At 66.1% G+C, this 13,092-nt stretch carries 11 protein-coding genes and 2 pseudogenes; 5 read left to right on the top strand and 8 right to left on the bottom strand.

Features of this window, described 5'->3' with window-relative positions:
- Positions 1 to 16: 16 nt before the first annotated feature.
- From RFM68_RS23415 to RFM68_RS23385, 7 genes and pseudogenes are all read right to left on the bottom strand, one after another.
- The gene (locus RFM68_RS23415) at positions 17 to 1,573 is read right to left on the bottom strand and encodes a bifunctional AfsR/SARP family transcriptional regulator/alpha/beta hydrolase (protein WP_320235384.1); all 1,557 of its coding nucleotides are present in this window, start codon (positions 1,571 to 1,573) and stop codon (positions 17 to 19) included.
- A gap of 189 nt (positions 1,574 to 1,762) precedes the next feature.
- A pseudogene (locus RFM68_RS23410) lies at positions 1,763 to 2,718 on the bottom strand (DMT family transporter).
- 101 nt (positions 2,719 to 2,819) lie between these two features.
- On the bottom strand, positions 2,820 to 3,101 hold the full coding sequence (locus RFM68_RS23405; protein ID WP_320235383.1) for a hypothetical protein: 282 nt from the start codon (positions 3,099 to 3,101) through the stop codon (positions 2,820 to 2,822).
- Between the two features lie 216 nt (positions 3,102 to 3,317).
- Positions 3,318 to 4,490, bottom strand: coding sequence for an NAD(P)/FAD-dependent oxidoreductase (locus tag RFM68_RS23400; RefSeq protein WP_320235382.1), 1,173 nt, complete (start codon positions 4,488 to 4,490; stop codon positions 3,318 to 3,320).
- A gap of 17 nt (positions 4,491 to 4,507) precedes the next feature.
- On the bottom strand, positions 4,508 to 4,957 hold the full coding sequence (locus RFM68_RS23395; RefSeq protein WP_320235488.1) for a hypothetical protein: 450 nt from the start codon (positions 4,955 to 4,957) through the stop codon (positions 4,508 to 4,510).
- Between the two features lie 49 nt (positions 4,958 to 5,006).
- A pseudogene (locus RFM68_RS23390) lies at positions 5,007 to 5,765 on the bottom strand (aspartate aminotransferase family protein); the annotation flags it as partial.
- 188 nt (positions 5,766 to 5,953) lie between these two features.
- Positions 5,954 to 6,934 carry a GlxA family transcriptional regulator gene (locus tag RFM68_RS23385; RefSeq protein WP_320235381.1) on the bottom strand — a complete coding sequence of 327 codons (981 nt, stop codon included), beginning with the start codon at positions 6,932 to 6,934 and terminating at the stop codon, positions 5,954 to 5,956.
- A 294-nt stretch (positions 6,935 to 7,228) separates the two neighbouring features.
- On the opposite strand from RFM68_RS23385, the gene RFM68_RS23380 reads away from it, so the two are divergent.
- Complete coding sequence (locus tag RFM68_RS23380; RefSeq protein WP_320235380.1) at positions 7,229 to 7,945, top strand: hypothetical protein; 717 nt, start codon at positions 7,229 to 7,231, stop codon at positions 7,943 to 7,945.
- Here the strand turns inward: RFM68_RS23380 and RFM68_RS23375 are convergent.
- Complete coding sequence (locus tag RFM68_RS23375; RefSeq protein WP_320235379.1) at positions 7,883 to 8,752, bottom strand: tetratricopeptide repeat protein; 870 nt, start codon at positions 8,750 to 8,752, stop codon at positions 7,883 to 7,885. The two genes, RFM68_RS23380 and RFM68_RS23375, sit on opposite strands and share 63 nt — an antisense overlap.
- 199 nt (positions 8,753 to 8,951) lie before the next feature.
- Between RFM68_RS23375 and RFM68_RS23370 the strand changes: the two genes are divergently transcribed.
- The 4 genes from RFM68_RS23370 to RFM68_RS23355 are packed head-to-tail and all read left to right on the top strand — an operon-like array spanning position 8,952 to position 12,856.
- Positions 8,952 to 9,812 carry an FAD binding domain-containing protein gene (locus tag RFM68_RS23370; RefSeq protein ID WP_320235378.1) on the top strand — a complete coding sequence of 287 codons (861 nt, stop codon included), beginning with the start codon at positions 8,952 to 8,954 and terminating at the stop codon, positions 9,810 to 9,812.
- On the top strand, positions 9,812 to 10,288 hold the full coding sequence (locus tag RFM68_RS23365) for a (2Fe-2S)-binding protein (RefSeq protein WP_320235377.1): 477 nt from the start codon (positions 9,812 to 9,814) through the stop codon (positions 10,286 to 10,288). Before RFM68_RS23370 ends, RFM68_RS23365 begins: the two co-directional genes overlap by 1 nt.
- A 3-nt stretch (positions 10,289 to 10,291) precedes the next feature.
- Positions 10,292 to 12,556, top strand: coding sequence for a xanthine dehydrogenase family protein molybdopterin-binding subunit (locus tag RFM68_RS23360; protein ID WP_320235376.1), 2,265 nt, complete (start codon positions 10,292 to 10,294; stop codon positions 12,554 to 12,556).
- Positions 12,557 to 12,610: 54 nt separating this feature from the next.
- Positions 12,611 to 12,856, top strand: a complete 246-nt coding sequence (locus RFM68_RS23355; protein WP_320235375.1) for a MoaD/ThiS family protein — start codon at positions 12,611 to 12,613, stop codon at positions 12,854 to 12,856.
- Positions 12,857 to 13,092: the final 236 nt, after the last annotated feature.

Below are 13,092 nucleotides of genomic sequence, written 5' to 3'. Positions count from 1 at the left end.
ACGTCTCCTGCCCTGGTTACGCGCCCGCCGTCTCGTCGATGAAGGCGCGGACGTGGTCGATGAACTCTTCGAAGGCGGGCTCGCCTTCGAGCAGGATATGGTTCTGGCTCTCGAGCTCGATGAAGCGCGCGCCTGAAATGCCCGCGGCCATGGTGCGCCCGGATTCGACGGGAGCGACGTTGTCGTCACGCGCATGCAGCACCAGCGTCGGCACACGCACCTTGTCCAACAATTCGCTGACATCGATCACCGAAGAGGCGCTCTGAAGGCGCCAGGCATCGTCGGGCGAGACGGTGCGCAGCATCAATTCATCCATCCAGGCGAAATGTTCGTGCGTGGCGCCCGGGATGAACATGGAGCAGAAGGCCCGGCGAAACATCGGGTTCGGCCTGCCCCAGTTCTCGCGCATCAGCGTCGCAGCGGCCTCGCGCGTCGCGATCTCGCCCGCGTCGCCGCGCGCCCGCCAGCCTTTGACGTATCCGCCATAAAGGATCATGCCCGATACTCTCTCGGGATGGCGTATGGCATAGGCGATCGAAACCGCGCAGCCATGCGACAGGCCGAGCAAGGTGAAGCGGTCGAGCCCTGAAGCCTCCGCCACGCATTCGAGGTCCGACACCATGGTCTCGAACGAGATGTCGACGACGTGCCGCTGCGAAAGGCCATTGCAGCGCTCGTCATAGCGCACCAGCCGGTTCCGGCGCGACAGCTCCAGCATCCAGTGCCGCCAGATCGGGCTGTCCCAGTCAAAGGTGAGATGCGACATCCAGTGCGCGGCGCGCAGGATCGCCGGGCCGCTGCCGGTGCTGGCATAGGCGAGCCTGGTGCCGTCGAGAGCCCGGCAGAATTGCACGGCGCGGCCGGGATCCTGCGGTGACCCCGCGGGTTTCGACGGCGACTGCGGCGGCGTTCGGGAGGCAGGCTGCGGCGCGCGGCCCGTGGGTTGAGCGGCGACTGAGCGGACCTTGTCCTCCAGCGCCTCGGCCTCGGCGGCGAGCCTCTCATCGTCGGGCACGAGGCAGCTCAGGCGCCGGGCGAACGGCAGCGCCCGCCGCGGCTCGTTCGCCAGACGCTCGACCAGCTCGCGCAGGATGCCGAGTTCGACGATCTCACACTCGCTGGCGATGGCCTGCCGCCAGGCCTCGTATTCGAAGCAGCGCTCGAGCGAGAGGTCGGCGAGAAAGCCGCCATGGATCGAGGCAGCGACGGCTTCAAGCTCCTCGGTCGTGCGGGACGAAAGGTCGGCCTTCACCAGCGGCGCCAGCCGCGCATAATCCGTCTCGACGTTGAGCGCGACGGCGTTGCGATCGGTGACGAGGGCGGATTCGCCGCCCAGGACCTGGCGGATCTTGGACAGGCTCCACCGCAAGGCGCCACGCGGATCGTCGGGAATGTCCCAGAATATCTCGCACAGCCGCTCGCGTTGGTGCTGCCTGGCGGTGACGGCGAGATAGGCGAGCAGCGCCCGCGTCTTGCGCGACGGCGGCAGGTCGAGCGATTGGCCGTTGCGCGTCACCTGGAAATCGCCAAGCACGCGCAGCTCCAGCACCCCGATGTGCCGACTGCCGTTCATGCGTCCACGCGCTTGTCGATTGCTACGGTCCCCCCGGCCTTGACCGGCGCTGCGAAGGGCAGCCGCCCGCCAATAGCAAAATCGGCTAATTTAGGAAAGCTTGGTCCGCACCGCACAGGGCATGAGGAACCAAATCGGCATGGCCGCGCGGACAGCTATGTATGTTGGTCGACGCCCTTCGCCGCTCCTTCACGCCTTTGCCGGAATAGCCCTCGGCTTGATCGCCGTCGCCAGCACGACCCCGGCCACGATGAAGGCCGCGCCGAGCAGATCATAGTCATGCAGGCTTTCGCCGAGCAGCAGATAGGCGAGCACGGCGACGAACAGCGTCTGCAGATAGAGCAGCATGCTTGCCCGGCTCGCGCCCAGCGTCTCCACGCTTCGGTTGTAGAGGTAGTACATCAGGGCGCCGCCGGGGCCGGCCAGATAGGCGAGCGCCAGCAGGCCATTGCCATTCAAGGCGGAACGTTCGTCATTGAAGATTTCCCACAGGTGGAACGGCAAGGCGACCAGCGCGCCGGCGCCGAGCAGGAGGACGACCAGCGGCAGGAGTTCGAGGCCGAATTTGGAGCGGCGCAGGAGCACCGTGTAGAGCGCCCAGCAGAACGCGCTGCCGACGATCCACAATTCGCCGACATTGAATCGCAGCTGCACGAGCGCAGTCAGGTCACCGTGCGCGACGATGACCAGCATGCCGGCGAGCGCGGCAACCGCGCCGAGCGCCTTCCGAGCCCAAGCGGCTCGCCGAGCACCAGACGCGCCAGCACCATGGTCATGATCGGCGACATCGCCATGATGATGCCGGCCGTGGTCGCGTCGGTGTCGTTCAAACCATGGTAGATCATGCCCTGGCAGAGCGTGAGGCCGATAGCGCCGACGGTGACGATCTCCAAGGGCCGGGATTTGAGCAGCCCAATCATAGCACCGTGATGGCGGCGCACGATCGGCAAAAGGATGGCGCAGGCGAGTGCAAGCCGCCAGAAGCAGAGACCCCAGGGCGGCATTTCCGGCGCCACCCACTTCGCCGCGATATAAACGCCGGCCGACAGCAGCCAGCACAGCACGGCGGTGGGATATCCGCCCAGGGATGACACAGCGGTGATCGCCGGCGGTTCCCGCTGATGGACTATCGGTATCGCCTGCATCGCATGCCCCCCGTTCGATGAACGCCAGCCCAGACGCGGCCGGCAGTCTACCTCATGTCGGGGGCGTTACCTATGGCCGGATGCAAGTCCATCCGCAGCGATCAATGCGGCGTGTCGTTGGCCATATGCAGAAGGTCCCAAGCCGAGCCGAGCCGACCGTGGAACTGCGACGCAAAGCGTTCGGCTTCGAGGTCTTCGAGGCCGTCGTCGACAAGAGCTTCGATGCTTCGCCGCATCAGGGCGAGCTGCATCTGCCGTGCATGGCTTTTGTCGGTTTCGCGCATGATGGCCGTGACGTGATAGGCGACGACAGGCTGGCCAAGACAAGACAGAAGCGCGCTCGACGCCGCTGTCGCGGCTGTGACTGCTTCTTCGATGTTCATTTCCGGCGCTCCTCATCTAAGATGCTGGGCGCCTCCCCGGCAGACGGCGACGGTGTTCCGCCGCTTCTTTTCTGATCGCAGCGGTCGCGCGCTTCATCGCTCGCGGCCAAAAATCAGTATCCTCCAGAACCGTATTAAAGGCGACCAGATAGTTAATCGATGGTTAACGGGAACGGTTGCATCTTAGGCGTCCGACCCGGCTTGAAAACGCATTGGTCAATGGCCGGGGATGTTGCGCCCGGCCGAGGGCGCCAGGCTCTGCGAACCGGGCACCGAAACCGGTGCGCCGTGAAGAATCCAGTCGGCCGCGATCTGTCCGATCACCGGGGCGAGCTGGATGCCGTAGCCGCCGGCGCCGGCGGCGGTGATCAGCGTCGGTTCCGAGGTATCGATCGGCCCGACAAAGGGGCGATGGTCGGCCGTAACGGGGTAAAGGCCGGCCCAGCCGCGGCCGAGCCGCGCGCCCGGCAGATCGGGCACACGTTCCAGCAGGAGCTCGGCCAGATCGACCTTCGATTGTTCCTCGCACTGGTCGTTATAATTGTCCGGGTCCTCGGGCGCGATGGAGTTCACCTTGTGGATCTCGGCAATCAGCTCGGTACGCTTTTCGTGGCGGAAATTGAGGCCGCTGCCTTCGCCGTTCACGAGATCCATGACCATCGGCATCGTATAGTCGAGCGGCTCGTCGAGGTGGATGACGACGGCTTCATGGCGCTCGGGCCAGATATGCAGGCGCTGGCCGAAGAGGTCGGCGACCTGAGGCGCCCAGGCGCCGCCCGCATTGACCACGACATCGCAATCGATCAGTCGTCGCTTGCGATCGATCGGGTCGCCGCTGGTCTCCAGCCTGTAGCCGCCCGATCGCCTCAACACCCCGAGCAGCTTGCTATATTGACGGATTTCCCCGCCCTTGGCGCGCACCTTTTGCGCCAGGAAATTGCACATCTCGTGCGGATCGAGGAAGCCATTGTCGGGCCCGAACAATCCACCTTCCAGCCCTTCGGGGTTGATGTGGGGAACCCGCTGCCTGAGTTCGTTCGCGCGGATCAGGCGCGACCTGAGCCCCGCTTCGCCCTGGATCTCCACCGATCTCGCGAACAGTTCCATCTGCGTGGGCGTGCGGGCCAGCCTGAGATAGCCGATGTGGTTGAATTGAAGCCCCTCACCCTCCCACTGGCGGAACCGGCGGAGCGAATGAGCGCGCAGCATGATTTCGAACGAATCGGTAAATTGCGATCCGACGACACCGACCGACCTGCCGCTCGATCCGGAAGCGATCGACTGGGCCTCCAGCACCGTGACGCGCGCGCCCTGTTCGACAAGGTTGAGCGCCGTGCATGCGCCCAGCGTGCCGGCGCCGATCACCACGACATGAGGAGAAGCTATCATCTATGGTCCACCTGTTTTCAGGACTGCGCGGCGATCTCGCCCAGGGTCTCGTCGATCGCGTGAAGGATGGTGCCGGCGTCCGCCTCGGTCATCGGCGTCGACAGCGCGAACAGGCCGTAGCTGGCGGACAGAACGCCGCGGCCGAGCAAGCCCTTGTGGAACGCTTCGAACTTCCCGCGCTCCGCTTGGCCGGGATAGACGGACCGGTAATCCGTGACGGGACGCGACGTGAAATGAACCTTGAAGAGCGAGCCGAGGCCGACACATTGGCCGGCAAGGCCGTGCCTTTCGAAGGCGGCGGCGGCGCCATCGCGCAGGAACGCGCCGAGACGATCGAGACGGACAAAGCTTTCTTTCGTCAGCGCCCGCATCGCGGCAAGCCCGGCGCGCATCGTCACCGGATTGGCGGTGAAGGTGCCGCCGTGGGGAAGAGCGGGCTTGCCCCCCGTCGGATCGAAGACCGCCATAGACGTCGGCGCGTCCGCCCACGGCGCCGACCGGAAAGCCGCCGCCGATGATTTTCCCGAGCGCCGTCAGATCAGGCGTAATGCCCCACAGTCCCTGCGCGCCCGACCAGCCAAGGCGAAACGAGATGACTTCGTCGAAGATGACCAGCGCGCCCGCCGCGTGAGCGATCTCGACCATGGCGCGGAGGTAATCCTGGCGCGCCGGGATAAGGCCGGCACGATTGGGCATCGGGTCGATCAGCACGCCCGCGATGTTGTCACCCTCGGCGGCAAAGACCGCGCGCAGCGCCTCGGTGTCGTTGAAAGGCACGGCGATCACGTCGTCCAGCACCCCGCGCGGCGTGCCCTTGGCATAGGGCGTCGATCTCGGCAGGTCGCCCCAATTGGCTGGGGAGGAGTCCAGGCTCACTTCGGCGAAATCGTAGGATCCGTGATAGGCGCCCTCGATCTTGACGATCTTCGGCCGCCCGGTGAAGGCGCGCGCGGCCTTGATCGCCATCATCACACCCTCGGTGCCGGAGCTGGCGAAGCGGATCCGGTCGACGGAAGGCAGCCGATCGACCAGAAGCTCGGCGAGCTCGATCTCGCCGAGCGTCGGGGCGCCGAAAGCTGTTCCGAACGGCAGCTGCTCGACCACCGCGGCCGCGACATCGGGATGCGTGTAGCCATGGATCATCGAGGTGAAATTGTTGATGCAGTCGTAATAGACATTGCCGTCCACGTCCCAGACCCTGCACCCCTCGCCGCGCGCGGCATAAATCGGAAACGGGTCGACAAAGACCGTCGTGCGCGTGTTGCCGCCCGGCATCACCTTCCTGGCGCGCTCGAACAGGGTCTTTGATCCAGGCATGGCGTCGGGATAATGCGGCATGGCTCTCGCAGGCGAATTTGACCGTTAAACAGCGGCGGCACCGCCGCTCGTCGCCAAGCTACGGTCCGTTTGCGCACAAGCGCAATCGGCCACGCCGGGCATGCGACGCGACCACGGCCCCGCCGCTATCGTTTCGCGGCGACGGCGGCCGCGCGGTTCGGATGCCTCAGATTGGTCGGCGTGATGCCGGTGTGCTGGCGGAAGACGCGGCTGAAATGGCCGGCATTCTCGAAGCCGCAGCGATAGGCGATGTCGCCGATCGCCAGGTCGCTGCCTTCCAGCAGCGACCTGGCGTAATGCACGCGCAGCGCCAGATAGGCGGCCATCGGGCTGGTGCCCAGCTCGGTGGCGAAGAGACGCTCGAGCTGGCGGCGCGAGCAATTCAGCCGGCTGGCGATCTCGGCGACCGAGACCTTCTCCTGCAGATTGCTTTCCATCAAAAGCAGCGCCCGCTTCACCGCGCGGCTCGCGGCTTCGGGAAACAGGTCGCCGACCGGCTGCACGTCCCTGATGTTGCGGATGCGGTCGAGCACGAGGATCTTGGCGGCCTTCTCCGCGGCCTTCTGGCCGATGAATTGCGAGACGAAATAGCCGGCAAGATCGGCCGCGCCGGTGCCGCCGGCGCAGGTGGCGCGGCCGCGGTCGACGGAATAGAGGCTGTCGGCATGCGCATTCACATCGGGGAACTCGGCGCGAAAATCCTTGATATGGAACCAGCTGACGGCGGCGCTATAGCCGTCGAGCAGGCCGTAGCGCGCCAGCACGAAGCTGCCGGTGCAGAGCGCCGTCAGCGGCACGCCCTTCTCGGCGGCGCGCAGCAGGAACGCCTCCTTTTCCGAACTCAAGGCACGGTTGGTGTCGAGCAGGCCGCCGACCACGACGACATTGTCGAAATCCTCCGGATTGCCGATCGCCCTGGTCGGCAGCAACTCGACGCCGCAGCTCGCCCGGATCGGCAGGCCGCGCTCGCCGACGATCTGCCAGTCGAACTCGACCCTGCGGCTGCGGTCGCCCTCGTCGCCCGCCAGCCGCAGCGTGTCGATGAACAGCGATAGCGGCGACAAGGTGAAATCGCGCACCAGGAGAAAAGCGAACTTCTTGGCCATTTGTTTCCGGAACCGCCCTCTCTCGCGCGTGGTTAAGCCAGGACCTTATCCTGGAGCACCGGCCGCGGGATTTATCTACACCGGCGACCGGACTGAACTGCACATGGCCTTGAATAGCGCGCGGGGCCAATGCGCGCTTCCTCGCACGCGCTTTGCGCGACCGTCGGGCGGCGCAATCCGGCATGGGAGCCATCATCGCCGGGCCGCGGAGGCAGACGCCGGCTTCAACAAGACTGGCGATGCGCGCTTGGAGCACAGCCGGCAGGCATGGTATCGCAATGCCGGGAGGCGGCGATGCGTGTCATTTTCCGATGTGATCCGATGCTGGCCGCGCATTTGCCGCGCCCGGTGCCTGCGCGCGGCGCGCTGCCGGACTGGCTGCGCGCCATGCCCGCCACCGCTTATTCGGCGATCCACGCCCGCGACATCCGCACGCTCAAGCAATGCCCGCCGGTGGTCGACGCGATGACCTACGGCTTCATGATCCTGCTGCCTTGCGACGTCATCGTCGACCAGGGGAAGTTTTCCTGGGACTGGAATATCCCCGAACCCGCCACCGGGAACCACCCGCGAGCGCCGCTGAGCTTCCACACGCCGGGGCAGCTTGCCGGCAGCCCGTTCGCCAAGCCTGGCCAGGCCGCGCTCAAATTCAACAGTTTCTGGACCATCGAGGTCGAGGACGGCTGGTCGCTCTACGCGACGCACCCGGTCAATCGCGAGGACCTTCCCTTCAGGCTGGTAACCGGCCTGGTGGACTCGGACCGGTTCAGCGATGGCGGCATCAATTTCCCGGCGATCTGGAAGGAGCCCGAATTCTCCGGCGTGCTCGGCAAGGGAACCCCGGTTGCGCAATGCTTCGCGGTGCCGAGGGCGGCGCCGCAACTGGAATTCGAAGTGTTCGACGAAAAACGGCAGGCCGCCTATGCGCAAACGGTCGCGGATGTCCTGTCAACGCCGGGCGTCTACCGGAAGCGTTTTCGCGCCAGGCGCGGACCCTCCAAGGGCGAGTGAGCGACGCAGCGCTTCCTCGTCGAGCCAGAGCCGGCCGCTTGGCGCGGAGGTGAGCGCCATGGCGATGACGCCGAAGGTGGACGGGTCGAGGCGATAGGCCTGCGAATAGGCCGCCATCGCCCCGTCGAGGTCGCCCGCCTCCTGCAGGACGACGCCCAGATTGACCGCGGCTTCCGCGGCTTCCGGACTCATCTCCATGACATGCTGGTAGGCCTCGGCGGCGGCGGCGAACTTGCGCATGTCCTGGCGCACCAGCCCGAGATCGAACCATTGGGCCGGATGCCCGCCGCCGGCGACGGCGCGTTCGAGGAAGCCTTCCGCGTCGACGGGCGCGCCGGCTTGCCACGCCAGGCGCCCGAGGCGAGCCATCGCCTCGACGGATTTCGGATCGCCTTGCAAGACGAGCGTCCAGGACGCGCGCGCGGCCGAGGCGTCGCCCGCGTGGTCGAGGGTGCGGGCCCGCTCGAGCAGGATTTCCGCCTTTGACGACTGCCCGGCAGCGCGATCCAGGAACCGCAACGCCGCTTCGAACCGGCCTTCGGCCCGGGCGATCCTGCATGCCAGGATCAAGGCGGGTATATTGTCCGGACGCGCGGCGAGGCTCGCGTCGATGCGCGCCCGAGCCGCCGGCAGGTCGGCCCTGGCGAACGATACGGCCGCCAGAAGGTGGCAAAGCGCGGGATCTCCGGGGCGCCGCTTCAGGCCAAGCTCGCACAGATCCATCGCCCGGGCGTGGTCGCCGGAATTGAAGGCGGCCACCGCGCGGCGGACCAGATCCTCGCTACCGACTTGACCGTTGCTGGTCACCGAATTGAAGCTCCCTCCATGGTGGCGCGAACCGGCCGGCTCAACGCAAACGAGTGGTTCCGGCGCCCGGGCTCGGAAGATTGGGCCAGGAATTAGGGCCAACCTGCCTGACTTGGGTGGTGCAATGCACGAACGGGATGGTCATTATAAACAGACACCTTATAACGGGCGATCCGATTATGACCACCAAGGGGAGACGATGCGTTACATACGTCCGCTTTCAATCGAAGATGCCGTTGGCGAGCTTGCCAAGGCGGTAGGCCCGGCCGCGATCCTGGCCGGGGGCAGCGACCTTTTGGTGAGGATGAAGGGCGGCTTCGTCGAGCCTGAGCTGATCGTCGACATCAAGTCGATCGGGACTTTAAGCGATATCACCGAAACCGCCGACGGCTTCCGCATCGGCGCCGCGGTGCCCTGCGCGGTGCTGGGCGAGAACAAGGCGCTCAAGCAGGCATGGCCGGGCGTCGTCGAGGCCGCCAATCTGATCGGCTCCAAGCAGGTGCAGGGACGCTGCACCATCACCGGCAATCTCTGCAACGCCTCGCCCGCCGCCGACAGCGTGCCGGCGCTGGTGGCCGCCGGCGCCAGGGCGGTTGTCGCCGGGCCTTCGGGCAAGCGCACCATTCCCGTCGAGGCCGTGCCGACCGGACCTGGCCGCACTTCGCTGGCCAAGGGCGAGATCATCGAGGCGATCCTGCTCGACAAGCGGCCCGAGCATGCGGGCGATGCCTATCTGCGCTTCATTCCGCGCACCGAGATGGACATCGCCGTGGTGAGCGCCGGCGTGAACCTGACGCTCGACGACAAGGGCGCGATCAAGACGGCTCGCGTGGCGCTCGGCGCCGTCGCGGCGACGGTTCTGCTGGTCGAGGAAGCGGGCCAGGTGCTGATCGGCTCCAGGCTCGACGAAGCCACGCTGGAGCGGCTGGCCAAGATCTGCGCTGGCGCCTGCCGGCCGATCGACGACAAGCGCGGCACCATCGAATTCAGACGAAAAGTCGCGGGCGTGCTGGCGCAAAGAGCCGCCGCTATCGCCTACAAGCGTGCGGGAGGCAAATAATGGCCGGTGTAGCTGTATCAACGACGATCAACGGCGACGCCGTCGAATATCTCTGCCAGCCCGACGAGACGCTGCTCGACGTGCTGCGCGACCGGCTGGGTCTCACCGGCGCCAAGGAAGGCTGCGGCACCGGCGACTGCGGCGCCTGCAGCGTCATCCTCGACAACCGGCTGGTCTGCTCCTGCCTGGTGCTGGGCGCGGAAGCCGAGGGCCGCAAGGTCGAGACCATCGAAGGCATGGCGCATGGCGACCAGCTGCACCCGCTGCAGCAGAAGTTTTTGGAACATGCGGCCCTGCAATGCGGCATCTGCACGCCGGGCTTCCTGATCGCGGCCAAGGACCTGTTGGCGAAGAACCCCTCGCCCACCGAGGAAGAAATCCGCTTCGGGCTGGCCGGCAATCTTTGCCGCTGCACCGGCTATGACAAGATCGTGCGCGCCGTCCAGGACGCGGCGGAAGTGATGAAGGGAGCGTAATCCATGAATTTCGATCCTCGCTATTCCGGACGCAATTTCTCTTCCGTCGGCACGCGCCCCATCCGCCCCGACGGCGTCGACAAGGTGACAGGACGCGCCCGCTACGGCGCCGACTTCAACATGGCCGGACAGCTGGTCGGCCGGATCCTGCGCAGCCCGCACGCGCATGCGGTGATCAGGAAGATCGACACCTCGAAGGCGGAAAAGCTCGCCGGCGTGAAGGCGGTGATCACGGCGAAGGACCTGCCCGACCTCACCGATGGCGATGCCGCCATGTACGACATCCTCGACAATTCGATGGCGCGCAAGAAGGCGCTCTATGACGGCCATGCGGTGGCCGCGGTGGCGGCGATCGACGCCCGCACCGCCCGGCAGGCGCTGAAGCTGATCGAGGTCGACTATGAGGTGCTGCCGCATGTCACCGATGTCGACGAGGCGGCGCAGCATCACGCGCCGCTGATCAACGACGCCATCTTCACCGAGGGCCTCGAGGAAAAGCCGACGAAGGCTTCCAACGTCACCAAGCGCACGCAGTTCGGTCATGGCGATGTCCATGACGGCTTCGCCAAGGCCGATTTCATCGTCGAGCGCTCCTTCAAGACCGAGCAGACGCATCAGGGCTATATCGAGCCGCATGCCTGCGTGGCGAGCGTCAATGCGGATGGCACCGCGGAGCTGTGGGTCTGCACGCAAGGCCATTTCGTCTACCGCCAGCATTGCGCCCAGCTGCTCGGCATGGAAGCCTCGAAGCTGCGCGTCACCTCCTCCGAGATCGGCGGCGGCTTCGGCGGCAAGACTCATGTCTGGGCCGAGCCGGTGGCGCTCGCGCTGTCGCGCAAGGCCGGCCGTCCGGTGAAGCTGGTGATGACCCGCGACGAGGTGTTTCGCGCCTCGGGCCCGACCAGCGCGACCTCGATCGACGTCAAGATCGGCGCCCGCAAGGACGGCACGATCACCGCCGCGGAAGCGACGCTGCGCTATAGCTGTGGCCCCTATGCCGGCTCCTGGGCCGAGATCGGCGCGATGACCGCGTTCGCCTGCTACAAGCTCGAAAACGTCAAGACGGTCGGCTACGAGGTGCTGGTCAACCGGCCGAAGACGGCGGCCTATCGCGCGCCCTCCGCGCCGATGGCGGCCTTCGCGGTGGAAAGCGTGGTCGACGAGCTCGCCCACGAGCTCGGCATGAACGCGGTGGACTTCCGCATCAAGAACGCCGCGCAGGAAGGCACGCGCTCGTCCTACGGCCCGGTCTACGGCCCGATCGGCATCGGGCCGACGCTCGAGGCGGTGAAGAACCATCCGCACATGAAGGCGCCGCTGAAAGCGAACCAGGGGCGCGGCATGGCCTGCGGCTTCTGGTTCAATTTCGGCGGCCAGACCTGCACCGACCTCAACATCGGCATGGACGGCTCGGTGTCGCTGGCCGTGGGCACGGTGGATGTCGGCGGCTCGCGCGCCTCGCTGTCGCTGGTGGCGGCGGAGGAGCTCGGCATCGACTATTCCCAGGTCAAGGCGATCGTCGCCGACACCTCGAGCCTCGGTTACAACGACATGACCGACGGCAGCCGCGGCACCTTCTCCTCCTCGATGGCGACGATCTCGGCCGCGCGCAACGCTATTCTGATCCTGCGCGATCGCGCGGCGCAGACCTGGGACATCCCGGTCGAGGACGTCACCTGGGAAAAGGGCCATGCCATCGCCAAGGGCGAGAAATACGGCAACCTGTCGCCGCTGTCGCTCAAGGACATCGCGGCCAAATCGGGCACGACCGGCGGGCCGATCGCCGGCCATAGCGAGCTCGTCGCCGACGGCGCCGGCGTCTCCTTCGCCACCCATATCTGCGACATCGAGGTCGACCCCGAGACCGGCTCGACCAGGGTGATCCGCTACACGGTGGTGCAGGATGCCGGCAAGGCGGTGCACCCGACCTATGTCGAGGGCCAGTACCAGGGCGGCGCGGCGCAAGGCATCGGCTGGGCGCTCAACGAGGAGTATATCTACGGCAAGGACGGGCGGCTGCAGAATGCGGGCTTCCTCGACTACCGCATCCCGGTATGCTCCGACCTGCCGATGATCGACACGCAGATCCTGGAAATCCCCAACCCCAACCACCCCTATGGCGTGCGCGGCGTCGGCGAAACCTCGATCGTGCCGCCGCTGGCGGCGATCGCCAACGCGGTGTCGAACGCGGTGGGCGTGCGCATGACCCACATCCCGATGTCGCCGCCGCGCATTCTCGCGGCGCTTGAGGCGGAACGGGAAGGCTGAGGTCGAAAAGCGCGAAGCGGTTTTCGGCCACGGTCCAATGAGGATCATGCGATAATGGTCGAAGTCACCCTATGGGGCTCGCTCAGCGCCGTCGCGGGAGGCAAGGCCAAGCACGACATCGAGGCCAAGGACATAAGGGAGCTGTTCCGCAAACTTGCGGAACAGTATCCCGGCATCGAGCCGTGGATCGATCGGGGGATAGCGGTGGCGATTGATGGCACGATTTATAGGGATACGTGGTCGAAGGAATTGCCAGAGGGGGCGGAGGTGTTTCTGCTGCCGCGGCTGGCGGGGGGGTGATGGGGGGTGCGAGCACGCGAGCTAAGCGAACGACCGCTTTGCGCCCATGACAGTCATTCCGACGATGCCGTCGGCGCACCAACAGCCGACACTGATGATCACTAAGCAATAGGCGAATTTGCGGTCGCATTGCCGTCGCCGGGGCGAGCTTCGCCACGCCTTGAAGCAGACGTCGCTGCGCACGTTGACAAGGTCGCAGTTGCGCCAGCAGCGGCCTCATGTCCATCCCATAGCGC

This window comes from Mesorhizobium montanum, from assembly GCF_033977145.1.
Taxonomy (GTDB): Bacteria; Pseudomonadota; Alphaproteobacteria; order Rhizobiales; family Rhizobiaceae; genus Mesorhizobium; species Mesorhizobium montanum.
Note: the sequence above shows the minus strand (reverse complement) of the source record. Positions and strands in the feature narration are given on the sequence as shown.